This window comes from Xanthomonas phaseoli pv. dieffenbachiae (genome assembly GCF_008639345.1).
Taxonomy (GTDB): domain Bacteria; phylum Pseudomonadota; class Gammaproteobacteria; order Xanthomonadales; family Xanthomonadaceae; genus Xanthomonas; species Xanthomonas phaseoli.
In genome coordinates this window covers 5,097,549-5,121,753 of record NZ_CP041380.1, presented here as the reverse complement: position 1 = coordinate 5,121,753, position 24,205 = coordinate 5,097,549, and the positions used below count along the sequence as shown (strand labels likewise).

The 24,205-nt window shown below is 65.8% G+C and carries 17 protein-coding genes and 1 pseudogene; 12 read left to right on the top strand and 6 right to left on the bottom strand.

The genetic code is table 11. The annotated features are described in order from the left end of the window. Positions 1 to 167: 167 nt before the first annotated feature. Together xopAP and FLG15_RS22725 are read left to right on the top strand one after the other, a co-directional pair. Positions 168 to 1,418, top strand: a complete 1,251-nt coding sequence (xopAP, locus tag FLG15_RS22730; protein ID WP_150147505.1) for a XopAP family type III secretion system effector — start codon at positions 168 to 170, stop codon at positions 1,416 to 1,418. Positions 1,419 to 1,451: 33 nt separating this feature from the next. After that, positions 1,452 to 1,694, top strand: coding sequence for a hypothetical protein (locus tag FLG15_RS22725; protein ID WP_237377068.1), 243 nt, complete (start codon positions 1,452 to 1,454; stop codon positions 1,692 to 1,694). 41 nt (positions 1,695 to 1,735) lie between these two features. Here FLG15_RS22725 and FLG15_RS22720 read toward each other — a convergent pair whose 3' ends face one another. Next, positions 1,736 to 1,915, bottom strand: a complete 180-nt coding sequence (locus tag FLG15_RS22720; protein ID WP_057678971.1) for a hypothetical protein — start codon at positions 1,913 to 1,915, stop codon at positions 1,736 to 1,738. 184 nt (positions 1,916 to 2,099) lie between these two features. On the opposite strand from FLG15_RS22720, the gene FLG15_RS22715 reads away from it, so the two are divergent. Beyond that, the gene (locus tag FLG15_RS22715; RefSeq protein WP_335338816.1) at positions 2,100 to 2,465 is read left to right on the top strand and encodes a hypothetical protein; all 366 of its coding nucleotides are present in this window, start codon (positions 2,100 to 2,102) and stop codon (positions 2,463 to 2,465) included. Next, positions 2,465 to 3,424 (top strand): non-homologous end joining protein Ku, encoded by a 960-nt coding sequence (gene ku, locus FLG15_RS22710; RefSeq protein WP_039574436.1) that lies wholly within the window; start codon positions 2,465 to 2,467, stop codon positions 3,422 to 3,424. The genes FLG15_RS22715 and ku overlap by 1 nt, the downstream gene beginning before the upstream one ends. A 367-nt stretch (positions 3,425 to 3,791) precedes the next feature. Here the strand turns inward: ku and lldD are convergent, their stop codons facing one another. Beyond that, on the bottom strand, positions 3,792 to 4,958 hold the full coding sequence (gene lldD, locus FLG15_RS22705) for an FMN-dependent L-lactate dehydrogenase LldD (protein ID WP_150147502.1): 1,167 nt from the start codon (positions 4,956 to 4,958) through the stop codon (positions 3,792 to 3,794). 143 nt (positions 4,959 to 5,101) lie between these two features. Then, positions 5,102 to 5,668 (bottom strand): methyltransferase family protein, encoded by a 567-nt coding sequence (locus tag FLG15_RS22700; RefSeq protein WP_057678973.1) that lies wholly within the window; start codon positions 5,666 to 5,668, stop codon positions 5,102 to 5,104. A 60-nt stretch (positions 5,669 to 5,728) separates the two neighbouring features. On the opposite strand from FLG15_RS22700, the gene FLG15_RS22695 reads away from it, so the two are divergent. The 4 genes from FLG15_RS22695 to FLG15_RS22680 all read left to right on the top strand — a co-directional run bounded on the left by FLG15_RS22695 (position 5,729) and on the right by FLG15_RS22680 (position 9,863). Next, entirely contained in the window at positions 5,729 to 6,928 is a 1,200-nt protein-coding gene (locus FLG15_RS22695) for a sensor histidine kinase (RefSeq protein ID WP_150147499.1), read from the top strand. Beyond that, on the top strand, positions 6,925 to 7,557 hold the full coding sequence (locus FLG15_RS22690; protein WP_057678975.1) for a response regulator transcription factor: 633 nt from the start codon (positions 6,925 to 6,927) through the stop codon (positions 7,555 to 7,557). Before FLG15_RS22695 ends, FLG15_RS22690 begins: the two co-directional genes overlap by 4 nt. A 1,069-nt stretch (positions 7,558 to 8,626) precedes the next feature. Then, on the top strand, positions 8,627 to 9,025 hold the full coding sequence (locus FLG15_RS22685; protein ID WP_057680101.1) for a hypothetical protein: 399 nt from the start codon (positions 8,627 to 8,629) through the stop codon (positions 9,023 to 9,025). A 289-nt stretch (positions 9,026 to 9,314) separates the two neighbouring features. Then, complete coding sequence (locus tag FLG15_RS22680) at positions 9,315 to 9,863, top strand: hypothetical protein (protein ID WP_150147497.1); 549 nt, start codon at positions 9,315 to 9,317, stop codon at positions 9,861 to 9,863. Positions 9,864 to 10,001: 138 nt separating this feature from the next. Here the strand turns inward: FLG15_RS22680 and FLG15_RS22675 are convergent, their stop codons facing one another. Both FLG15_RS22675 and FLG15_RS22670 read right to left on the bottom strand, forming a co-directional pair. Further along, positions 10,002 to 10,400 carry a hypothetical protein gene (locus tag FLG15_RS22675; protein WP_150147494.1) on the bottom strand — a complete coding sequence of 133 codons (399 nt, stop codon included), beginning with the start codon at positions 10,398 to 10,400 and terminating at the stop codon, positions 10,002 to 10,004. After that, on the bottom strand, positions 10,397 to 13,744 hold the full coding sequence (locus FLG15_RS22670) for an nSTAND1 domain-containing NTPase (protein ID WP_150147491.1): 3,348 nt from the start codon (positions 13,742 to 13,744) through the stop codon (positions 10,397 to 10,399). The genes FLG15_RS22675 and FLG15_RS22670 overlap by 4 nt, the downstream gene beginning before the upstream one ends. A 288-nt stretch (positions 13,745 to 14,032) precedes the next feature. Here FLG15_RS22670 and fabV point away from each other — a divergent pair, with 288 nt between their 5' ends. Both fabV and FLG15_RS22660 read left to right on the top strand, forming a co-directional pair. After that, the gene (gene fabV, locus FLG15_RS22665; protein ID WP_057679214.1) at positions 14,033 to 15,241 is read left to right on the top strand and encodes an enoyl-ACP reductase FabV; all 1,209 of its coding nucleotides are present in this window, start codon (positions 14,033 to 14,035) and stop codon (positions 15,239 to 15,241) included. A 148-nt stretch (positions 15,242 to 15,389) separates the two neighbouring features. Continuing rightward, a pseudogene (locus FLG15_RS22660) lies at positions 15,390 to 15,676 on the top strand (hypothetical protein). 131 nt (positions 15,677 to 15,807) lie between these two features. On the opposite strand, the gene FLG15_RS22655 reads toward FLG15_RS22660, so the two are convergent. Further along, on the bottom strand, positions 15,808 to 16,830 hold the full coding sequence (locus FLG15_RS22655) for a sugar kinase (protein ID WP_150147489.1): 1,023 nt from the start codon (positions 16,828 to 16,830) through the stop codon (positions 15,808 to 15,810). 285 nt (positions 16,831 to 17,115) lie between these two features. On the opposite strand from FLG15_RS22655, the gene FLG15_RS22650 reads away from it, so the two are divergent. Together FLG15_RS22650 and FLG15_RS22645 are read left to right on the top strand one after the other, a co-directional pair. Next, on the top strand, positions 17,116 to 19,896 hold the full coding sequence (locus FLG15_RS22650; RefSeq protein WP_057679213.1) for a TonB-dependent receptor: 2,781 nt from the start codon (positions 17,116 to 17,118) through the stop codon (positions 19,894 to 19,896). Positions 19,897 to 20,281: 385 nt separating this feature from the next. Further along, complete coding sequence (locus tag FLG15_RS22645) at positions 20,282 to 24,127, top strand: LamG-like jellyroll fold domain-containing protein (RefSeq protein WP_150147788.1); 3,846 nt, start codon at positions 20,282 to 20,284, stop codon at positions 24,125 to 24,127. Positions 24,128 to 24,205 lie beyond the last annotated feature (78 nt).

Below are 24,205 nucleotides of genomic sequence, written 5' to 3'. Positions count from 1 at the left end.
GTCCAGCCTGTCTGCGCCGCGCCACCGCGCCTTGCCGGCTACCGTTTTTCATACAGTAGTTCGCTGCGTGCCGCTCGCCAGGCAGGGCCAAGGCTAAGATCCCGGCAGACTGGTCCGGAAGCTGCGCCATGCGAACGACTGCGACGTCCTTGCCAAGTCGGCCGTCCGTGCAGTCGCCCGGCGCCGGCGCCAGCGTGCCTGTCTGCGTTGCCGTCTCTCCCTGCCGCGAGCGCGACCGCGCAGGGGTATTCGCCGGCCTCGGCGCTTCGCCGGTCAGGCGTGTGCGCCAGGCGCCGCGTTCGGTCGCGGCAAACGCGACACCGTCCTCTGGCGCGCGCCTGCTGCAGATCGATGCGCAAACCTGCGATCTCGCCGCTGCGATTGCGCAGGTAGATGGCACAGTGGCGCAGTCGCCCGGGCGGGATCGGCAATGGGAGATGCACTGCTGCGTGGTGCTCGAATGCATGCGCGCCTGCGCCAGCGAAGCGTACACGGCGGATCTGGCGGCGGTCGCCGATATCGGTGGGCTCCATCTCGATGCGCCGATGTCCACGCCGCGGTTGAAACTGTGGGAGGGCGCGACGGACGAGGCGATCGTCGTGGTGCTGGGCTGTTCCGGCACGCGCCTGGATGCTTCGGACGATGTGTTATGCGACTTGAAGAGCCAAATCGCACGGCCGCACGTCAATCTGTTGGACGAGCGCTTGCCGACGTTGGGCAATGTGGGCGCCGGCTGGCAGGAATGGTGGCAGTCCGAGGCGCAGCTGCCGCGCACCGACGGCGCTGTCATGAAGGACGTGCTGACACGCTATGCGGGCCGCGCGCGGGGCAGCGGCAAGGCGCTGTCGATCTCATTGACGGGGCATAGCCTGGGCGCGGCCGTGGCCACGGTCGCCGGCTTCGATATTGCGCACTTCCTGCGTGCGGACGGGGTCAGCGGCAATGTCAGCGTGTATGCCTTCAACCCGCCACGCCTGGGGCAGGCGGGCATCGAGACGGTCTATATGGAGACACTGAAATCCAAGGACAACGCACTGCGATTCGCGCTACGCCAGTTCGTCCGTGCGCTGGATCCGATCCAGTCCACGCCGTTGTTCATGCATCACCCGCACTGGCACCACGACAGCGATGCCGCAGCCGCTGCCGAGCGTGCCGGCAGCGGCTGCGGCGATCGCTTCGCGCAGTTCGTCACCTCCACCGACCAGCCGGCGAGCAGGATCAATCTGGCCGACAACCACGAATTGACGCTGTGGCGCCCCTATTTCCTGTCCACGATCCAACCGGCCGAGCTGCGGCGCATCTTCGCTCCCATGCAGGCGCAGCCAGCGATATCGAAAGGCTCGCGCATTTCCCGCAGGGACCTGCTCGCTCCGTTCCTGCCGCGCCCTCGGCCATCGATGGAGAACGGGACAGAGTGAGGCGGTGACGTCGTAGCCGATGCGTCGCCCAACATGCCTGATCTTGTTTGGGCGGTGAACGTCGCGACGGCATGCGTCGCGATGGGCGCGCTTCCCACGGCGTGCGTCTGCCAGCGCCGAACGGACAGGCGGTTGGCCGGGCATCTCGTCCGGGAACGGTACGCTGCCGTCGGCCTGGCGCAGCCGCTCGGCCAATCCGCCGCGGCGCACCGGCATGGCGCGACGCAACAGCGAAAATCCGACATCGCTGGCCTGGTGACGGTTGGCTTGCGCTAAACCACCCTGCTTGCAGCCAGATCGCTGCCAGGAACGCGTCTTCAGTCAGCTTCCCCCGTTGATGGCGCGCTTCCCGGCTTCTTGGCCGGCGTCTGGTCATCGGCGGGAATCAGGCGCCCGGGCGCATCGCCAGCGCCGCGGTCTTCGTAGTGTTCGGCATCGCGCTTGCCATGCTGTTCGCCCGGCTGGGCGGGTTGGTCGCGTAACGGGTCGCGGGACATGGTGGACTCCTGACAGCAAGACGGGCGAGCAGTTCACCGCGCCTGCGGTGAAGGGCACGCAAATCGCGTCGTGCAAGCGAATTTCTCACGCATGGCTCACGGCAGCGGCGTTACTGATGTCAGCCCCCCAATGCCGCACCGTGGAGCCGCCATGCGCCCCCAGGATCGCCGCCCCGACCGTCGCCTGTTCAGTGCCCATGTCGAGCCCGCTCCGCCCAGGCGCGCGCATCGCACTTCGCCCATGCCGGACACCGCGGGCGTGGCGCAGGACTTCCATTGCTACAGCCTGGCCGACTACCAGCGCCGCCGCCGGCGTGGCGGGCCTACCTGGCGCGATCTATCGCCGGCCTATGCGTTCGCGCGGTTCACCCATGCCGCCGACTGGCCGCGTGGGGCCGATATCGATTGCGAGCAGGCCCTGGCCGCGCAGTGGGACAGCATGCGTGGTGCCTCGCGACTGGACTGGCCGCATGTGCGCGACATCGTCGAAGATGCCTGGCTGGCCCTGGACCACATTCCCGAAGCGGCAATTCATGGAGCAGCGCACTGATGGCACGACCGATCTGGACCGGAACCCTTTCCTTCGGCTTGCTCAACGTGCCGGTGTCGTTGATGTCGGGCGAGCGCAAGGTGGATCTGCATTTCCGGATGCTGGATTCGCGCGACAAGAAACCGATCCGCTTCGAACGCGTCAATGCCGACACCGGCGACGAGGTGCCGTGGAAGGAGATCGTCAAGGCATTCGAATACGACAAGGGCAGCTACGTCATCGTCGAAGAACAGGATATCCGCTCTGCGGCGCCGGAAAGCCATGAAACGGTCGAGGTGGAAACCTTCGTCGATGCCGCCGACATCGATCCACGCTATTTCGAAAAGCCCTACATCCTGGTGCCGGGCAAGAAGGCCGAAAAGGGCTACGTGCTCCTGCGCGAAACCTTGCGCGACACCGGCAAGGTGGGCATTGCCAAGGTAGTGATCCGCACCCGCGAGTATCTGGCGGCGGTGATGCCGCAGGGCGATGCATTGATCTTGTTGCTGCTGCGTTATCAGCAGGAAGTGGTGGACCCGCAGGACTTCAAGCTGCCGGCCGGTGCGGTGGGCGAGTACCGCATCACGCCCAAGGAACAGGAGATGGCCAAGCAGCTGATCGAGTCGATGTCCGGCACCTGGCAGCCGGAGGATTACCACGACGAATTCCGCGGCAAGCTGGAAAAGATCCTGCGCAAGCGCATCCAGGAGAAGGGCGGCACGACCACCGTGGACGTCGAGCCCCCTCAGCATGAAGACGCCACCACCAACGTGGTGGACTTCATGTCGTTGCTGCAGAAGAGCCTGCAGGCCAACACGCGCACGCCAGCCAAGAAATCCAGCACGGCCGAAACGGCAAGCGCACCTGCGAAGAAAACGGCCAGCAAAAAAGCGGCGAAGAAGGCCGTCAAGAAGACCGCAGGCAAGGCGACCAAGAAGACTGCCGCCAAGAGCGCTGCACCCCGGCGCAAGGCCGGATAACCGGGCGCGCCAAGCGCACCATGCCTGGCGTGCAGCTGAGGTGGCGCACGTCCCGCAGCGATGCTGTGCACCTGGCGCCGCCAGGAGCAACGCTGGACTACCAGCGCCGTCCTCATCAGCCGGGCCGGTGGCGCCAGAGCAACAACACGCTGTATGAGCGTCGTTGAATTGCGAGAGATCGACACCCGTTTCCGGGCTACCTGCGCCGGCAAGCGATGAGGTCAGTGTCGTTCGCCGCGTCCAGAGCAACCAAGAAAGTGCCCTGCCGCCATGCGTGCCTGGCCGGTGCCTGGAATCGGCAGTACCGCGCTGGTCTGGGCGCGCCTTGCACACGTGCCGGGCGACGGTTGCGACATTGCCAGCCGCTTCAGGGCGAGATCGTCTCTGCCCGCTCGCGCGTGACCCGGCTCAACGCGTCGGCGCTGATGTCGGCGATGGACTGCGTGCCGGTCAGCGTCATCGCCACGCGCATTTCCTTTTCGATCAGGGTCAGCAGGTTTTCCACGCCGGCCTGGCCGCCAGCCGCCAGCGCGTAGACGAACGCGCGGCCCAGCAATACCGCATCGGCACCCAGGGCGAGCATGCGCACCACGTCCAGCCCGCTGCGGATGCCCGAATCGGCCAGGATCTTCAGCTCGCCCTTCACCGCATCGGCGATGGCCGGTAGCGCGCGTGCGCTGGACAGCACGCCGTCGAGCTGACGGCCGCCGTGACTGGAGACCACGATGCCGTCGGCGCCGAAGCGTACCGCATCGCGTGCATCCTCCGGGTCCAGGATGCCCTTGATCACCATCGGCCCGGTCCAGAATTCGCGGATCCATTCCAGGTCTTTCCAGGCAATGGACGGGTCGAAGTTGGCGCCCAGCCAGCCAATGTAATCCTGCAGGCCGGTGGGGCTGCCGCGGTAGGCGGAGATGTTGCCCAGATCGTGCGGCTTGCCCAGCAAGCCCACGTCCCAGGCCCAGCGCGGGTGCGTCACCGCCTGCAGCATGCGCCGCAGCGCCGCGTTGGGCCCGCTCATGCCCGAGTGCGCATCGCGGTAGCGCGCGCCGGGCGTGGGCATGTCCACGGTGAACACCAGCGTGGTCACGCCCGCGGCCCTGGCCCGTTCCAGCGCATTGCGCATGAAACCACGGTCCTTGAGCACATAGAGCTGGAACCACATTGGCCGTTCGATGGCCGGCGCCACTTCCTCGATCGGGCACACCGACACCGTGGACAGGGTGAACGGAATCCCGCGCGCGGCCGCCGCACGCGCGGCCTGCACTTCGCCGCGGCGTGCATACATGCCGGTGAGGCCGACCGGCGCCAATGCCACCGGCATCGCCAGGGTTTCGCCGAACAGCTCGGTGCTCAGGCGCAGATCCGACATATTGCGCAGCACCCGCTGGCGCAGCGCCACGTCGGCCAGGTCCGAGACATTGCGCCGCAAGGTGTGCTCGGCATACGCGCCGCCATCGATGTAATGGAACAGGAAGGGCGGCAGGCGTGCTTCGGCGGCGGCGCGGTAGTCGGAAGCGGCGGAAATGATCATCGAAGACGGCACGGCGGCGGCGGGGGAGCCGCCGAGTGTAAGACGATCGGTGGGGCCGGTGGGTTGCCAGGCCCGCTGCGGCCGGGCGGCGAGATTGCGGGGCGTCTCGATGCCTGGCGTTGCCTGCCACACAGTCGCTGGCCTCACCACACCAGCGGCAGCAGGCGCCGGCTCTGTTTCGCATACGCCGGGTAAGCCACCGGGAAGGCGCGCCGCAACGCAGCCTCTTCGATGCAAATGCGGTGCAGGAACACCCAGGTCACCGGCACCACGATCGCCATCACCGACAACGCATTGCCCATGCCTAGCGCCAGCCCGTAAAAGGCCAGCAGCGCGCCGGTGTACGATGGATGCCGCAGCCAGCGATACGGGCCGCGACGCACTAACTGGTGATCGGGCTGGATGGTCACATCCACCGTGAACCAGCGCGCCAGCACCTGGATGGCCCATACGCGCAACGCCAGCCCGCTACCGATCAAGGCGCAGCCGGCCCACTGCAGCGGCGCATCCCAGCCCCGCGGCCAGTGCGCCAGGCCGCTATAGGCCAGCACCACCGCAACAGCGACTGCCGCAGACAACACCCGCCACAGGTGTTTCAGGGTGCCTTGATCGTGGGCGCCACCATCGCTGGCGCGGCGACGACGGCTGAGCAGCAGCTCATAGCCACCCCAGACCAGGTTGAGCGCAATAAACAGACTGGAAGCAGACATGGTGTGACTCCGTGGCAACGCGGTGAGTGGATGAGGCCAGTCTGCGCGCGCACCGCGCCCGTGCCAGGGGCCGCAGGTCATCGATCCCACCTGCCAGAAGTCACCTTCTGCCTGCGCACCATTGCCGAGCGCCTGCATGGCGGTCAGCATCGCCGCATGAACTCTTCCTTCCGCCACCTGTTACATCCCCTGCGTCTGGCCGCTGCGTTCACCATCGCCGCGGTCGCACTGTCGTTCATGCCCGATGCCTCTGCCCACGGTGCCTGGCGCTGGGGCGCGCTGGCCGGCTTCACCGCATTGTTCGTGTTGCACACCGTGTTGCCGCAAACGCATGCACTGCGCACGGTGGCCACCCTGCTGCAAGCGGTGTTGGCATTGCTGCTGGTCTGGATCGAGCCGCGTGCCGGCACCGCGCCGGTCCTGCTGGTGATGCTGGTGGCGCAGGCGGGCATGACCTGGCCGCCGTTGCGCGTGCTGCTGCTGGCGCTGGTGTTGAACGCCGGCATGTACGCGGTGCTGGTGCACGCAGGCTTTGATCGCGCCTTGTTGATCGTGAGCATCTATGCCGGCTTCCAGGCCTTTGCCGCACTCACCGCCCATTACGCCAGCAGTGCCGAGCGCGCACGCGACACCTTGGCCTATGTCAACGCCGATCTGCTGGCCACCCGCGCGTTGCTGGCCGACAGTGCGCGCGATGCCGAGCGTTTGCGGCTGGCGCGCGAGTTGCACGATGTGGCCGGGCACAAGCTCACCGCCATGCGCATCAACCTGCGCCTGCTCAGCGCCGACCCGGCCCTGGCACAGCGCGAGGAGGTGGCGGTGGTGGAGCAGTTGTCGGCCGAACTGCTGTCGGACATCCGCAACGTGGTGCAATCGCTGCGCGACGACCAGGGCCTGGACCTGCAGACCGCCTTGCGCGCGCTGGCCGCCCCCTTCCCGCGCCCGGCGCTGCGCCTGCAGATCGATGCCGACGTGCGTGTCACCGATGCGCGCGTGGCCGAGCTGCTGCTGCGGCTGGTGCAGGAGGCACTGACCAACGCCGCGCGGCATGCCGACGCCGATGAAGTGGCCGTGCACCTGCATTGCGCAGGCGCACAGTTGCACGTGGACATCTGCGACGATGGCCGCCGCGCCGAGCGCATCCGCGAAGGCAACGGCATTACCGGCATGCGCGAACGCCTGGCCGCATTGCACGGCCAGCTGGACCTTGGCCGCACGCCCACCGGCGGCATGCACCTGATCGCGAGACTACCGGTATGAGTTCACGTCGTATTGCCCTTGCCGACGACCAGATCCTGGTGCGCGCCGGCCTGCGCGCGCTGCTGCAGCAGCAGGGCGTGGAGGTGGTGTGCGAAGCCGACGACGGCCAGGGCCTGCTGGCTGCGCTGGCCATCCATACGGTGGACGTGGTGCTCAGCGACATCCGCATGCCCGGCCTGGACGGCATCCAGGCACTGGAGCACCTGCGCGCCCGCGGCGACCGCACCCCGGTGCTGCTGCTCACCACCTTCGACGACAGCGACCTGCTGCTCCGCGCCAGCGAGGCCGGCGCGCAGGGCTTCCTGCTCAAGGACGCCGCCCCGGAAGACCTGCGCGAGGCGATCGAGCGCGTTGCCGCAGGCGACACCTTGCTGCAACCGGTCAGTACCGACCCGGTGCGCGCCCGCTACCAGTTCCGCGACCAGCAGGCCCCGCGGGAGACCTTCAACGAACGCGAGGTGGCGATCCTGCGCCTGCTGGCCGGAGGCTATTCCAACAAGGAAATCGCCCGCACCCTGTTCCTGGCCGAAGGCACGGTGAAGAACTACGTCTCCACCATCCTGGAAAAGCTGGGCACCCGCGACCGCACGCGGGCGGTGTTGAAGGCGATCACGTTGCGGGTGATTTGAGGGCGGGGAATCGGGAATCGGGAATCGGGAATCGGGATTCGGGATTTGAGATTGGGGATTGGGGATTCGAGATTGGGGATTCGGAAAAGCGGGCAGGTGGGGATCGGATCGGAAAGCCCTAAAGCTAAATAGAACCTAAGCCCCTCTCCCCCTGGGAGAGGGGTTGGGGTGAGGGTACGGCGGAAGACAGCCAACTCGAACAAGCTCAGCCATCACCTGAACTTGCAGTCGGCCTCACCGGCCGCTTCTGCCTGGCATCCCAAAACAGTGCGCGGCCTTGCACCGTCATCCTGCAACTACGTGCCACCTTGTCCCGCCGCAGAACGACCGAAGTCTGCTGCTGCCCGACACGACGCAAGCCCCTCTCCCCTCGGGAGAGAGGTTGGGGTGAGGGTACGGCGGCAGACAGCCAACTCGAACAAAGCTCAGCCATCACCTGAACTTGCAGTCGGCCTCACTGGCCGCTTCCGCCTGGCATCCCAAAACAGTGCGCAGCCTTGCACCGTCATCCTGCAACTACGCGCCACCTTGTCCCACCGCAGAACGACCGAAGTCTGCTGCTGCCCGACACGACGCAAGCCCCTCTCCCCCGGGAGAGGGGTTGGGGCGAGGGTACGGCGGCAGACAGCCAACCCGGACAAGCTCAGCCATCACCTGAACTTGCAGTCGGCCTCACCGGCTGCTTCCGCCTGGCATCCCAGAACAGTGCGCAGCCTTGCACCGTCATCCTGCAACTACGTGCCACCTTGTCCCGCCGCAGAACGACCGAAGTCTGCTGCTGCCCGACACGACGCAAGCCCCTCTCCCCTCGGGAGAGGGGTTGGGGTGAGGGTACGGCCAATACCACTTGCTGCCATTTCGCCCCCAGACACGCTGTCCCGGGTGCCGAGCTTGTACAGGCCTACATTTCTATGTGACTGTTTTATAAGGATTTATAGCCAGCCGTCAGCTTCGGCAGGCAACCGTAAGGTTGCCGTCAGGTCTGGCGCGAGGCCACGCACGAAGGTGATCCGGCGGCCAGCGATGCCGCCCGGGGACGCGCCGCGCTCCGGTCTTTGCGGAGTCCGTCATGCGCCTGGCCCGGTCGTGGTTCGTGTTGATCGTCGCGCTGTCCACCAGCGCCTGGGGGGCGTCAACCCAGGCCGAATTGCCGGTCAGTTGGCCCCGCGCAGCCTTGCCGACCCAAGCGGTCGCCGAACGCGACATGCGGGTCGTCGTGGGATGCGCGTCGGCAGTGCAGGGAACCGCTGCCCATGCCTGCGATCGACTGATCAGGCGCTTCGATGGAGCAGGTTGCCGGCAAGGTCTGGCGAGTCGCCCACGCCAGGTCGGCCAAACCGATGACCCTGAACGCGCGGGCATCGGCACGGGCACGGCCGGCACGTGGTCGAGCCGTGGCCAGATCAAGCCGGCTTTCAGCAACGGAACCGAGCGCGACGAGCGGCTGCGCAAATCGGCCGACAGCTAGCCACGCTCCCAGGGTGACCTGGGATGCACCACGCTCGCAGCGGCGGCTAGGAGCAGGCGCCACGCAGTGCATGCGGCGCCAGATCGATGCCGCGGGCGGGCAGCAGCACGCCGTCAACCTGCAGGATCGGGCGACACGCGCGAGACGCGCAGCAACACGGTCGATGCGAAGGAACGTATAAAGACGCAAGGCCGCATGGAGCGGCCATGCTGGTGGGCCGCGTTGAGGAAGTGACACGATGGGCAGGTATCGGATTGGCTGCGCCGTTTTGGCTATCGCCTGTTTGCTCATGGCCGCCACCGGCTGTGCAAAACAGCCGACGTTATCGTCGCGACTGATCGTGACCGTCGACGCGCCGATGCTGGAACAGGGGGGCGCGGTCATCGTATCGGCGCGTCCGATTGCCGATCGCCAGTGGCGCCTGCTTGAGGGCGCCAGGTCAACCAAGGCCGCGTACGAGAAAGAATTTCAAGTCACCGTCGCCTCGCCGGCATCGATCATCGAGCTGCATTACCCTGAAAGCGGAACCTATAGCTTCAAGCTTCAGCCCGCAGCACGTGCCAAAACACATCAACTCCAATCGCGTCGGGTGCTGATCGGCCAGGCCGACCTGACGGATCCGCAGACAAAACGCCAAGTGCATTGGCCTTCGATGAGTGTTGTCCATGTCAGCGGCAGCACCTACCCGGAAGGGTGGGCGCGCATTCTCGCGTCCACGTTCGACGTGCCTTTCAAAAGCGATGCGCCAGACAACTATGTGATATCCAGTGTTCCTGCCGGTCGCGTGATTGCCCTGACGCCCAAGGCAATCGATACCTACGTTCGGGACACCAACTGAGCACCTGCCTGCAGGCGCATCGCGCGTGCAGGAAGTCCGCTGCGGCCGGGTCCCTTGTCGTGTGCGCCTGAGCCATCGCTTGATCGCGCGGCGGCTCCCGTCCGGCGGCGAACCGTCGGACGGAAATGGACGCAAGGATCAGTGACGCCCGAATTCGATCGGCGAAATTTCCGGGTCGTTGCCGACCTGGGGGTCGCAGCTGAAATGCGCGCCCGTGTGCGTGTCCTTCACCACGACGGTGAAAAAGATCAGTGTCGGATGTTTGTTGGCGTTCACCACCTTCACCCAACTGCCGTCATGGGCGATGTCCGGCGGGCCGATCTGCCCCGTCGAATCGGAATTCAGCAGGCTGATGATCTTGAAGCGGTGGGGCACCGATTCGCAGAACGCATAGCGCAGGGTCACATCCTGTTCGCCTTTGCCACAGATGAGCAGGTCCGGCGAGAAGCTGTAGAAGTAGGCGCCCCTGCCGGTATTGCCGCCGAACTCGACGTGCGCCACGGTCAGTGTGATGGTGATGATCTTGGGATCGGTCATGACGTTGGTGATTCCTTGAAGAGCGGGGCATAGAGGGAAACGAATCCCGGGTGGCGGTAGCCCGCTTGATACAGCCATCCGAGCTGTTGCGTCACGGCAGCGCGCCGACCCAGATGGATCTGTGCGCGAATCCAGGGATCGAGCAAGGTCTTGTCGCGACTATTGCCGATATCGGCGCCGAGCACTGCCACCGTGCGTTGCCAGGCGGCGCGTGCACCGACGTGATCGCCGCTGGCGTCCAGTTGTTCGCCATACCAAACCAGGGCATGCGCCAGCGCCGACACGCCGAGCAGATCGGTGGGCCTGGACCGATGCAAGGCGTCCAGCCGCGCCACGATCGCCGCCAGGCTGGAGGTCTGCTCGCTGCCATGCAGCCCCTGCACCCGGTTCAAGCGCAGAGCAATGATGGCATCCAGCCATTGCCATTCCGGCAGCGGTTGTCGCTGCAGCAAGCCTGCCAGCGTCTGACGCGCCTGGGTGAGTTGGCGGGTGGCAGCATCGGCGCGCCCATCCAGTGCGGCAACCCAACCGGCCTGCGCGTAGGCATGCGCCAGATCGCGTTGCCACGTCCGGTTGTCCGGCTGCAGCGCGACCAGCGGTTCCAGGATGTCCACGCTGGCCTGCGCGTCGGCCTGCGCCTGCGCAAGGTGGCCGCGCGCCAGCGCCAGATTGGAGGTGCGTAGCAACGAGGTGGCCATGCGCCGTCGCCACGCATTGGCATCCGGATCGTTCTTCACCAACACGCGCAGCACCGCGATCTGCTCGCGGTAGCCTTGTTCTGCTGGCGCCAGCAAGCCCTGATTTTCCTGCGCAAGGCTTAGCCAAGACAGGCTATCGACGAGTTCGTAGCGGACTGCCGCGTTATCCGGCGTGCGCGCCAATACCTGGCGCTTGAGTGCGATGGAACGTGCAAAGAACTCGATCGCCGCAGTGGTGTGACCTTCGCTTCTGGACAAGGTGCCCAGGTTGTTCAGCGCATACGACAACTCCAGTTGCCAGCGCGGATCCTGTGGAGCTGCGCGTACCAAGTGTTCGCAGGCCCCCAGATACTGCAACCAGTGCGTGCGCGCCAACGGCAGCTGCTTGGCCTGATACGCCAAATAGCCGAGCCAGTACGCGGCCTGGCCGGCTTCCGCCTGCGCTTCCAATGCATCTGGCGCCTGCATGCGCGCCTGTTCGGCGGTAGCGGCGGCACGCGTGAACGCAGCATGGGCCTCTTTCCCCTTGCCCTGGTTCATCAACACTTCGCCGGTGGTGCGCAGGGCACGGGCGTGGTTGATCAAATCACCGGTGTGCATCTCGGCACTGGGCAAATCTTCCAGATACCGCAGCGCACGGCTGCCCACGCTGTCGAGCAATTTCAGGTTGCCCACGGTGCGCAACTGCTCGGCCAGATCGCCCAGCATGTAGCCCACCAGTTGCTGCGCTTGATCGCGGCGTTGTTCGGCCACCTGCTGGGCCTGGCGCGCCCGCCAGCCGAGCAGCAGCGAGGCGCTGGCCAGCACCACCAGCAAGGCGGCGGCGGCGGCGTACAGGCCGCGGCGCTGGCGTTGCGAGCGTTCGCAGGCGCGCAGGAAGGCATGATCCAGTGCGTCCAGATCCTGCGGCATGCGCCGCGCAGCTTCGCGTGCTTCGCTCAGCGGGCGGCCGCTGTTGAGCAAGTGATCGCTGCGCCGGCCTTCGGCGGCCCAGCGTTGCGCCGCCAGTTGCAGCCGCTTGCGCGCCTGCAGCAGGCGGCGGTTTTCATGGATCCACTCGGCCGCACGCGGCCACTGCCGCAATAAGGCTTCGTGCGCGACCGCAAAGCCCGGCTCGCCGGCCACCAGCTCGCTGACGAACAAACGCGCATGCACGAACGCATCCACCAGCACGCGCGTTGGGCTGCTGGCCGGCAGGGCCGACCACAGCGCACGCCGCGCGGTGACGGCATCGCTGTCGGGGTGGATCACGCTCAGCAGCGCCAGCACCTGGCCCAGCGCGGCCTGCGCATCGGACGGCAATGCGCGAAAGGTCTGCTCGGCATGATGCGCCAGCGCGCCTTCCAGGCCGCCCAGGGCGCGATACGCGGCGAACGTCAGCACGCCGTCGTCGCTGCGCTGCGCATGCAGGGCATGCAGCAGATGTTGCAGCAACGGCAACGCATCGGGCTGGCGCGTGGTGGCATCGCGCAGTACATCGTCCAGGCGACCGGCGCCGCTGTGGTCTTCTTCGAAGCGCAGCCCGGCCATCGCTGCCGGCACGCGGATGATCTGGCCGATCTCGCCATCGCGTGGCGGCAGCAGATCCACGTGCCCATCGCCGCGTTTGAGCTCGACGATGTCCGGCAGTGCATCGATCAGGCGCGGATAAAAATCGCTGCGGGTGAGCATCAGCACGGCCACGTGCGCGCTGGCGCACAGCGCGTGCATCGCTGCCGCCAGCGCAGCGCGGTCGGCGGCGGTGATGCCGGGCGTGGCCACCATCGCTTCGGCATGGTCGATGACCAGCAGCAGATGGCGCTGGGTGTGCACGTTCTCGCGCGCTGGGCCGGTTTGGCGCATCGCCTCGTCGATGGCCGCGTGCAGCGGCGCAGGTTGCTGCAGCCATTCGGGCAGGCGTGCCATCTGCGCCGGCGACAACACCGCGCGTTCGCCTGGTGCCCATTGCCCCAGTGCACGTGCGAGCGTCTCCAGCACATCGCCGCCGCGGCATTGCGCCAGGTTGCAGTACGCCACCGCGATGGCCTCCAGCCCATCCAGGCCGCCGGGCTGGCACAACAACGGCACCACGCCGGCGCGCAGCAACGAGGTCTTGCCGCAGCCGCTGGCGCCGCTCACCAGCACCAGCCCGCGCTGGCTGTGCAATTGCGCACGCAACGCGCCCAGCACCTGCGCAATGGCGTGGCTGCGGCCGAAGAACACGTCTGCATGTGCCGGGTCGAATGCCTGCAGCCCCATGTACGGGTTGCCATGCGCCCACGCCTGCGTGCCGATCACCGCGCCGCGGTAATCGTCGGAAAACACCACCTTCGGCAACAGCCGGTAGCCACGCTTGCGGATGGTTTCGATAAAGCGCGGCTGGCGGCTGTCGTCGCCGAGCTTGCGGCGCAGCTGGGCGATGGTCTTGTGCACCGGGTTATCGCCGTAGAAGCTGCCGTGCCACACCTCGATCAACAACTGCTCGGCGCTGATGACCTCGCCGGCGCGCTCGGCCAGCGCGATCAGCACTTCCATCATGCGCGGTTCCAGCGTGATGGTCTGGCCGTCGTCGATCAGCGTCAGCCGCTCCGGCTCGACCAGCAATGGCCCAAGACGGAACCGCGGAACGGAGCCCAGCTGCGTGACGCGCTCGCTTCGAAGAGACATCGCTCAAATACCGGTCGCACAACTGGAAGGGGCCTCGACAATCGCCATCAGGCGCGGCCAGGCACGGCACGGCACGGCACGGCAGGCGAAAACGTAGCACAGCTCGCTGCCGCGAAAGTCGATTGTGGTCGCTGTTCGTTGCTGGGTGCGCGCAGGTGCTGGCGTCAGGTCGCCGTGCCGCGGACCTCATGCGCTTCCATACAGCGGCGTGTGTTTACGCATCAGGCTGTTTCGCGCGCGCCACACGCACTAAGATGCCGCCAGCATCTTGCTGACCAGGAGTCCACGTTGATCATCCATCCCAAAGTGCGCGGCTTCATCTGCACCACCACGCATCCGCTTGGCTGCGAGCGCAATGTGCTTGAGCAGATCGCCGCAACGCGTGCGCGCGGCGTACGCACTGACGGCCCCAAGAAGGTGCTGGTGATCGGCGCGTCCAGCGGCTACGGCCTGGCCTCGCGCATCACCGCTGCCTTCGGGTTCGGTGCGGACACGCTGGGCGTGTTCTTCGAAAAGCCCGGCACCGCGAGCAAGGCCGGCACCGCCGGCTGGTACAACTCGGCCGCCTTCGACAAACATGCCAAGGCCGCGGGGCTGTATAGCAAGTCGATCAATGGCGACGCGTTTTCCGATGCCGCGCGCGAGAAGGTGATCGAGCTGATCAAGACCGAGATGGGCGGGCAGGTCGACCTGGTGGTGTATTCGCTGGCCTCGCCGGTGCGCAAGCTGCCGGGCAGCGGCGAAGTGAAGCGTTCGGCGCTCAAGCCGATCGGGCAGACCTACACCGCCACCGCCATCGACACCAACAAGGACACCATCATCCAGGCTTCGATCGAGCCGGCCACCGAGCAGGAGATCGAAGATACCGTCACCGTGATGGGCGGGCAGGATTGGGAACTGTGGATCGATGCGCTGGACGGCGCCGGCGTGCTGGCCGATGGCGCACGCAGCGTGGCCTTCAGCTATATCGGCACCGAAATCACCTGGCCGATCTACTGGCATGGCGCACTCGGCAAGGCCAAGGTCGACCTGGACCAAACCGCGCAGCGCTTGAACGCGCGCCTGGCCAAGCACGGTGGCGGCGCCAATGTGGCGGTGCTCAAATCGGTGGTCACCCAGGCCAGCGCAGCCATTCCGGTGATGCCGCTGTACATCTCCATGGTCTACAAGATCATGAAGGAGAAGGGCTTGCACGAAGGCACCATCGAGCAGCTCGACCGCCTGTTCCGCGAGCGCCTGTACCGCGAAGACGGCCAGCCGGCGCAGATGGACGACGAAAATCGTCTGCGCCTGGACGACTGGGAATTGCGCGACGACGTGCAGGACGCCTGCAAGGCATTGTGGCCGCAGGTCACCACCGAGAACCTGTTCGAGCTCACCGACTATGCCGGCTACAAGCACGAGTTCCTCAAGCTGTTCGGCTTCGAGCGCGACGACGTGGATTACGACGCCGATGTGGCGACGGATGTCAGCTTCGATTGCATCGAGTTGGGGTGATTGCCGGGATTGGGGATTCGCAAGAGCGGTGTCTGCATCGCTGATCTTCAGCGGACCCGAACGTTTTTCGCAAGGACAACCGGCACGCGATGCTGGTTGTCCTTGCCGTGACGAATCCCAACTCCCTAATCCCAAATCACGGCACCCAATGGACAAATGCATCGCCCATCTCGTCCTGGCCTTTCTGGTCAGCGTGGCCTGCGCTGCATTGCTGGGCTCCGTCAGGTTGTACTGGTCATTGAAGGCGATCGCCAATCTGTTGATCACCACGGCGTCGTCTGCGCCGCGGTGATGCAGGACGACTCTGCACCGCCCTGGAACCACGCCTTGTTGGTCACGCTGTTCTTCAGCCTCCCGGCGGCGCTATGTGTGGTGTTGCTGAGCGCAGCACTCAGACGGATCACCAACAAACCTCGCACCCGTGCACTCGCCTGAAACACGTAAGCGCTGTCAGCCACGGGCGCATCATCCCTGAGCGCACCGCGCTGGGAGCAACGCGCCCGGCCAGAGCACCGAATCTCCGGCGCTGTTGCCAACCCCAATCCCGACTCCCCAATCCCGGTGCGTCAGCGCCGCACATCAAACCGCGCATCCCCCACGCACGCCTGCACGTCGGCCACCGAGAGCGGATTGAAATCGCCCGGGATCGAATGCTTCAAGCAGCCGGCGGCCAGGCCGAAGCGCACCGTATCCTCCAGCGACCAGCCTTCGATCAGGCCGTGCAGCACGCCGGCCGCAAACGCGTCGCCGCCGCCAATGCGGTCGATGATGGGGGTGAGTTCTTCGCTGGGTGCATGCGCCACGGCGCCGTCGCGCGGCACCAGCATCGCGCCCAGGCTGTGGTGGTCCACGTGATGCGCCACGCGTTGCGTGCAGGCCATCAACTGCAGCTGCGGGAATGCAGCGAAGGCCTGCTGCGCGGCCGCTTCCACGCGCGCTTCCAGCGTGTCCTGCGCGAACTCGCCGCCCAGCACCACGCCGATGTCGCGGTAATCGGCAAACACCACATCCGCGCAGGCAAACAGCTGATGCAGGATGCCGCGCGCATCGCCCTGCCAGCGTTGCCACAACTTGGGCCGGTAGTTGCCGTCGAACGACACCTTCACCCCGGCCGCACGCGCGGCACGTGCCGCCGCCAGCGTGGCCTGCGCCACCTCCGCGCCCAATGCCGGGCTCACCCCGGACAGGTGCAGCCACTGCACGCCTTCCAGCAGACGCGGCCAGTCGTAGGCATCGGCCGGTGCCAGTGCAAAGGCCGAGTCGGCGCGGTCGTAGATCACTTCGCTGGGGCGATGGATCGCACCGGTCGTCAGGAAATACAGACCCATGCGGCCGTCCACGCGCCGCACATGGCGGGTATCCACGTCGTGCCGGCGCAGTTCGCCCAGCACCGCGGCGCCCAACGGGTTGTCCGCCACCGTGCTGACCATGGCCACGGCATGGCCGAAATGCGCCAGCGAGACGCCGACGTTGGCCTCCGCGCCGCCGCAGTGCACGTCCAGCCGAGGCTGCTGCAGCAGCAGCGCATGGCCAGGCGCCCCCAGGCGCAGCAATAACTCACCAAAACACAGGATACGGGCACGGCTCATGCGGCAATTACCTCGGCTGGGTGGTACGTGACGGGTGGGGGCGCCGTCGCGCACTGAGATGACCATCGGTGTCATTCTAGCCGGCGCGAAATGCCGGCTGCTACGGCCATGATGCGACGTGAAGTGACCGCTTGCACCCGTTTTTCGGAAATTTGGTGGCGTTTTCTGCTGCGCTGCAAGATGTTACGGGACGATTCAGCTGGTAACGTCATTTTGACCAGCGGTGTCATTGCCGCTCTCAACCCGCTATTTCACATTGTTCATGGACCCTTGGGAGGGGAGGACATGCAATTTCGGACCACCAGCCGGAAGACACCGGTTACCTTGCTTGCGCTGTCGATCGGGATGGCGCTGAGCGGCCAGGCTGCCGCACAAGACGCCGCCCCATCGCCCGCCGAGCCCGCCGTCGACCTGGACACTGTCACGGTGACCGGTTACCGCGCCAGCGTCGAGAAGGCGCTGGACATCAAGCGCGGCGAAGCCGGCGTGGTCGATGCCATCGTTGCCGAGGACATCGGCAAGTTCCCCGACCTCAACCTGGCCGAGTCGCTGCAGCGAATTCCCGGCGTGGTGATCACCCGTGACGCCGGTGAAGGCCGCGCCATCACGGTGCGTGGCCTGGGCCCGGAATTCACCCGCGTCCGCATCAACGGCATGGAAGCGCTCACCACCGTGGGCGCCGGCGACCAGAGCGGTGGCACCAACCGCGGCCGCGGCTTCGACTTCAACGTCTTCGCCTCGGACCTGTTCTCGCAGCTGATCGCGCGCAAGACGGCCTCGGCCGATGTGGAAGAGGGCTCGCTGGGGGCCACCATCGACCTGCGCACCGCGCGCCCGTTCGACTACAGCGGCTTTACGTTTGCCGCCAGCGGCCAGGCGGCCTACAACGCCATGGCCGAGAAGGCCAACCCGCGTGTAGCGGCGCTGATCGCCAATACCTGGGCCGACAACACCTTCGGCGCCTTGCTGTCGGTGGCCTATACCGAACGGCAGGTGCTGGAAGAAGGCTCCAACACCGGCCGCTGGGCCAATGGGACGAGCAACGGCAACTTCAGTGCGGCATCGCCCTTTGCGGCCGCACGCTCGGCCGACGTGTACCACCCGCGCTTCCCGCGTTATGTGCAGATGGAACACGACCAGCAGCGCCTGGGCGTGACCGGGTCGTTGCAGTGGAAGCCCACCGACCGCACCACCATCTCGCTGGACGCGCTGTACTCCAAGATCGACGCCACGCGCGATGAGCATTACATCGAGGCCATCTCCTTCAGCCGCGGTCGCGACAGCGGCACGCCGCGGCGCGCCGACCGCGACGGCAAGCCGGCCACCATCGTGCGCAATGGTGAGATCCGCAACAACGCGCTGGTGTACGGCGAATTCGACAACGTCGATATCCGCTCGGAAAACCGCCACGACGAGTGGAACACCGAGTTCAAGCAGGTCAGCCTGGATCTGGAGCACCGCTTCAGCGATGCCTTCTCCGTGTCCGGCCGTGTCGGTACCTCGCGCTCGGCGCACGAGAACCCGGTGCAGACCACCATCATCATGGACAAGTACGACGTCGACGGCTACAGCTACGACTATCGCGGCAACAACCGTGCGCCGGTGCTGAACTACGGCATCGACCCGACCAATCCTGCCGGGTGGGAACTGGCCGAAATCCGCCTGCGTCCGCAGACGGTGGACAACGATTTCGATACGGCGCAGATCGACTTCAACTGGAACATCAGCCCCGGGTTCCGCCTCAAGGGTGGCGTGCTGGCCAAGGACTACACCTTCAGCACGGTTGAACTGCGTCGCGCCAGCGAAATTGCGGTGCCGACCTTCGCCGATGGCACCCGTATCGTGCCGACGGACCTGACCGAGCAGGCCGGCCTGAAGGGCATCAACGGCAGCCCGTCCAACTGGGTCGTTCCCAACCTGGATGCAGTGGCCAACCAGCTCGGCATCTACAGCAACGCCGGCACCTACGCCGTGGCGCCGCGTGCCAACAACACCCGCAGCGTCGAAGAAAAGGACCGCGGCGTCTGGTTGATGGGCGAGTTCTCCACCGACCTGGGCTCCATCCCGCTGTCGGGTAATTTCGGCGTGCGCTATGTGCGCACCGAGCAGGAATCCACCGGCTATGCGTTGATCAACAACGCGCCGGCGCTGACCACGGTGGGCCGCAAATACAACAACACGTTGCCCTCGTTCAACCTGGTGGCCGAGCTCGCGCCCGACCTGCTGCTGCGTCTGGGCGCGGCCAAGGTGATGTCGCGCCCCGGGCTGGGCAGCCTCACGCCCGGTGTGACCGTGGCCGTGGCCGGTGGCGCACGCACCGTGTCCGGCGGCAACCCGGATCTGGATCCGATCGAAGCCACCAATGTCGATCTTGGCCTGGAGTGGTACTTCAACGAAGGCGCGATGCTCGGTGTCGGCGTGTTCTACAAGGACATCGAAAGTTTCATCCAGACCGCACGCGAAGTGCGCCCGTATGCCAGCAGTGGCTTGCCGGCCTCCTTGCTGGATGGCACCGGCGCCAGCATCAACGACGACTTCACCTTCAGCATTCCATTGAATACACCCGGTGGCGAGTTGAAGGGCGTGGAAGCGAACTATGTCCAGCCATTTACGTTCCTGCCGGGCAAGTGGGCCAACCTGGGCGTGCAACTGAACTACACCTGGGTGGATTCGCAGATCCAGTACCTGTCCAGCACCGGCGCACCGGTGATGAAGAACGACCTGACCGGGCTGTCGCGCTCGTCGTGGAATGCGACCTTGTTCTACGAGGGCGAGTCTTTCGCCGGCCGCATCTCGGCCACCAATCGCGACGACTACCTGACCCAGGCCCCCGGCACCGAAGCGGGATTCAACGTCGATGGCGTGCACGGCATGACCGGTACCACCATGATCGACGCCTCGTTGCGCTACAAGATCAGCAAGCAACTGGAACTGAGCCTGGAGGGTATCAACCTCACCAACGAAGCGTCCGACGAATGGGTGTGGTCGCCGCAGACCGGCGAGTTGCCGCTGCAGTACACCGAAACCGGCCGCCAGTACTTGCTGGGCCTGCGCTACAAGTTCTAAGTGCAGCCAAGTCGCGCCAAAAGATATCTGCCCGCTACGCACATCGCGTAGCGGGCGTGATATGGACGTTGCAACGCATCTGTACGACGCACCGGTAGCCGTACATCGCTGCACGCAATGCAGTGGTGTGCACTGCACCCTTTCGCGCCGCGCACGACGACCGCCTGGGTCATCAGCGTGCATGCGGTGGTGGCCCAGGTGCGATGCAAGCGCAGCCTGGCACCGCGTAGTCTATGCAGGCCATCGCGGCGCCGGGCAGGACATGTGGCAGACCCGTGCCGGCGTGGGGCTGTCAACGCCATGCAGTATCGAATATTCGCCGCGCGGTGATCCCGTGCGGCGATGCGTTTTGAGGAGTCAGGCAGTGAGCGTGCAGAAGTGGTGGATGGGTGTGCTGTTGTTGGTTGCGCTGCCGGTGCGTGCGGCCGCTGCCGATGCACCGGAGCTGTTGTTCCGCGTCTCGGCCGACCAGGGTCTGCAAGCCGATGTCGCCCGCGGCGATGGCGTGCCCAACTTCCGCGACAAGATCGCGCTGGTGCCCACCGGCAAACGCGGCAACGCCATCGAATGGGCCGACGACGGCGTGCTGTCGTGGAATGCGCCCGGCAATCTCTACACCCAGCGCGGCACGCTCGGCTTTTTCTGGCGCGCGCGTTACCCGGTCGGCGAAGCGCCGTTCGTGATCTTCCGCGTCGGCTACGCCGACCACACCAGCTGGGACATGGCCTGGCTGCGCATCGACTGGAACGGCCACGGCTTCGATGCCTTCGTCACCGACGCCAACCTCGCGCGCACCCGTGTCTCCTTCAAGCTCGACACGCTGCCAAAGCCCAATGACTGGACCCACATCGCCTTCGCCTGGGACGAAACCCGCGGCGTGCGCCTGTACGTGGACGGCAAGGAAGCCGCACGCGTGGACTGCGGTGCACCCTGCGCCAACGGTGGCGCGCTCGATTACGATGCCGCGCTCGACCAGTTCGGCCTGGCCGGCCGGGTGATGTCGCCGCACCAGGTGCAGAGCCGCTACAACTTCCTGCGCGGCAGCGACTTCGACGAGATCCGCATCTACGACCGCATGCTCGATGGCGCAGGCGCCAGTGCGCTCGCACGCCTGCAGGAACCCACCACCGCCCCGGCCATCGCTGCGGATGCGCAACACGCCGCCTTCCTGCACCGCTACGGCTGGGACAACGGCCACGCACCGCCTGCATTGACCGCACCGGTCACCCGCATCCGCAAGGTGGAATTCACCGACGCACGCGATCTCAAGCAATGGATGTGGAAGGCCACCGACGGCATCGCCGAAACCACCTGGCCCGGCGTCTACAACCGCTCGCGCCTGCCCGGCCGCAACGACTACTTCCAGTTGCCGGACTGGAACACCTATGTCGAAGGCGGAAAAGCGCTCGACCTCACCTTGCCGGACGAACCTTTCAACCGCATCGAGCTGCGCGGCGCCGCTTACGGCCAAGCCACGTACGCCGCGCCCAACGCACCACCGCAACCGCTGTTCGCACGCAGCCAAGGCGTGGTGCGCAGCGTGGACCAGTTCCCCGAGCGCCGCGGCGGCACGCTGCGCTTTGCCAACACCGCGCAGGAAACCCCCATCCAGGAAATTTGGGCCTACAACGTGCAACCAGGGCAGGTGCCCAAAGGCAGCGCGCAACTCAGCTACACCGTGCGCAGCGACATCCAGCCCGACTACGACAACCTTGCCGAGCTGCGCGATGTCATCGCCGGCCGCTACCCACCGGGCGAGCGCCAGACCGTGATCGCGCTGCCCACGAAGGCGCCCGCCCGCAAGCGCCCCAGCGACAAGGCCGCAGCAAGCGCGCAGCAACCCATCGTGCACATCCTGGTGCCGTCCAGCCTGGGCAACCCGCCGCCGGACCAGGCGCTGATGCGCAGCTGGTCCTACGGCTGGGAAAACATGCACGACGGCCTGGACGGCATCGCCATCACCCTGCCGGCGCTGAACCTGCCGGCCACCCACAACGGCAGCATCCCGCTCAACATCCGCATCAAGGACCCCATCTGGCCCGCACGCGACATGATCGACGTCTCGGTCGCCGTCGCCCCCGGCCAGGCCCGCACGCTGTGGCTGGACCTGCGCGACAGAATCCTCAGCAACGACAGCCTGATGCTCAGCATCGCCGCCGCCGCGCCCGGCTTCGATGCCAACGCGCTCGATGGCACCCAGCTGCAGCTGGTGTTCAAGTCGCGCGCCGAGGCCATCAAAGAGCACGTCGCCGACCGCTTCAACCAGGTCAAGGACAACTGGGGCTTTCTGGTGGAAGAACACACCACCTCCAAGCGCCAGCTGCTCTACAAACGCCTGGATGCCGACATCACCGATTTACTGCGCGTCGACCCGGACCACGCCCTCGGCCGCCAGTACTGGAACGACATCAGCTACGCCAACCAGGGCACCTTGCCCGTCGAGATGCCCAGCGTGCCCAAGGGCGTGCCGGCCTGGGCGTTCTGGCAGCTGGAAGACCTCAAAGCCACGCGCCGCTATATCCGCTGGTGGATCGAGCAGCGGCAGGTGGCCTACGGCGATTTCGGCGGCGGCATCTCCGACGATTCGGACCTGGTGCAGCAATGGCCCGGCGTCGCCCTGATGGGCGTGGACCCGGACATGCTCAACGCCTCCATGCTGGCGTTGTCCGATGCCAACTACCGCAACGGCATGTTCACCAACGGCCTGTCCACCATCGAAACCGACGAGCTGCATTCCTACGAGGAGGGCATCAACCTCAACAGCGCCCTGCTATACCTCAACTGGGGCGACCCGCGCACCGTCGAGCGCCTGATGCAAACCGTCAAGGCCTTCGACACCATCATCCAGGTCAACCCGCAAGGCCACCTGCTGTTTGCCAGCAACTGGTTCGGCGGCCGCACCGTCTACCGCGAACCCAACTGGCAATGGCAAAAACCGTACTCCTTCCCCATCGTGCACCCGGCCATCCTGCTGGGCGGCTATAACGCCGACCCCAACAGCCGCCGTATCGTCACCGGGTTAGCGGATGGCTATCTCGCCCACGCCTACACCAACGCCAAGGGCAACTGGGCCCTGCCCAACGAGATCAACTGGCAAACCGGCAAAACCCGCGGTGGCGAACTGTTCGAAGGCAGCGGCGGCGCCGACACCCTGCACACCTTCTGGGCCGCCTACCGCTTCACCGGCGAAGACCGCTATCTCAAAGCCATTAACTACCGCGTCGCCAACAGCGGCCCGAACGGTTTATCGCTGCTCAACGAAAACTTTCTCGATGTCATGGGCAAGCGCAATGACTGGGCCAGCAAGTTAATCGAGGCCGCAAACAAGGACGACGGCAGCGCCCCGGACTTCCCGCACCATGTGGCCTGGGAACAAACCGGCAATCTCGAATATCTCGCCGCCATTTACCGGAGCGAAGCACGCGAGAAACTGCAGAACTTCTACATGAACACCGAAGGTCACTGGTGGAGCGACCGCGTGGAATCCCCTACGGTCAACCTCCAACGCGCACGCTTAGGGGGTGTGGCGCTCAAGCGCAATCAAACCTACCCCGGCCATACCGTCAGCTGGCGCTTCAATGACCCGGAGGCCGCCACGCAAGTCGCCATCGCTATCCCCGCACCCCAGCAAGACCGCTTTACCGTCATCGCCTACAACACCTCCAGTAAACCTCAGCGCGCCAGCATGACCGGCTGGAACGTCGCCCCGGGCCAATGGCGCATCACCCAAGGCGTAAGCAAAGCCAACGACGGCAAGCTCGACAGCGCAAGCAAAACGCAAGAGTTTGCTTTCGAAAAAAGCGCGTCCATCGACATCGACTTCCCCGCAGGCCGCACCACCGTGCTGCAACTCGAACGCATTGCCGAAGCCACACCTGTCGAGCTGCGCCCGGACCTGGGTATCGGCCACGGCGACGTCCGCGTGACTGCCGATGCCATCGAAGTGACCGTGCACAGCCTCGGCCATGCCGATGCACCGGCCGGGTTTGTGGTGCTGGAAGATGCGCGTGGCAAGGAGTTGGCGCGGAGCGCGTTTCCGGCACTCGCGGCACCACGCAATCTGCAGCCAATCACCGCCCAGGTACGCCTGCCGCTCACCAACGCGGCAAATCTAAAAACCGCGCAGGTGCGTGTGGTGACCGAAAGCAACGCCCCAGAGATTACCGACCTCAACAATCATCTTGCTCTACCCACCCCAGCCAAGTCGGCAACCGCAAAAAACAGCCAATAACCCAACACACCAATCCCTTCTCCCGCACGCGGGAGAAGGGGCCCGAAGGGCGGATGAGGGCAAAGCCGATAAAGCCAA

Coding starts and splice junctions, on each gene's coding strand:
- lldD (WP_150147502.1), bottom strand. CDS start 4,958: ATGATCATTTCCGCCGCTTCCGACTACCGCGCCGCCGCCGAAGCACGC.
- FLG15_RS22680 (WP_150147497.1), top strand. CDS start 9,315: ATGGCCGCCACCGGCTGTGCAAAACAGCCGACGTTATCGTCGCGACTG.
- ku (WP_039574436.1), top strand. CDS start 2,465: ATGGCACGACCGATCTGGACCGGAACCCTTTCCTTCGGCTTGCTCAAC.
- FLG15_RS22685 (WP_057680101.1), top strand. CDS start 8,627: ATGCGCCTGGCCCGGTCGTGGTTCGTGTTGATCGTCGCGCTGTCCACC.
- FLG15_RS22720 (WP_057678971.1), bottom strand. CDS start 1,915: ATGTCCCGCGACCCGTTACGCGACCAACCCGCCCAGCCGGGCGAACAG.
- FLG15_RS22690 (WP_057678975.1), top strand. CDS start 6,925: ATGAGTTCACGTCGTATTGCCCTTGCCGACGACCAGATCCTGGTGCGC.
- FLG15_RS22650 (WP_057679213.1), top strand. CDS start 17,116: ATGCAATTTCGGACCACCAGCCGGAAGACACCGGTTACCTTGCTTGCG.
- FLG15_RS22670 (WP_150147491.1), bottom strand. CDS start 13,744: ATGTCTCTTCGAAGCGAGCGCGTCACGCAGCTGGGCTCCGTTCCGCGG.
- FLG15_RS22645 (WP_150147788.1), top strand. CDS start 20,282: ATGGGTGTGCTGTTGTTGGTTGCGCTGCCGGTGCGTGCGGCCGCTGCC.
- FLG15_RS22675 (WP_150147494.1), bottom strand. CDS start 10,400: ATGACCGATCCCAAGATCATCACCATCACACTGACCGTGGCGCACGTC.
- FLG15_RS22700 (WP_057678973.1), bottom strand. CDS start 5,668: ATGTCTGCTTCCAGTCTGTTTATTGCGCTCAACCTGGTCTGGGGTGGC.
- FLG15_RS22655 (WP_150147489.1), bottom strand. CDS start 16,830: ATGAGCCGTGCCCGTATCCTGTGTTTTGGTGAGTTATTGCTGCGCCTG.
- FLG15_RS22725 (WP_237377068.1), top strand. CDS start 1,452: ATGCCTGATCTTGTTTGGGCGGTGAACGTCGCGACGGCATGCGTCGCG.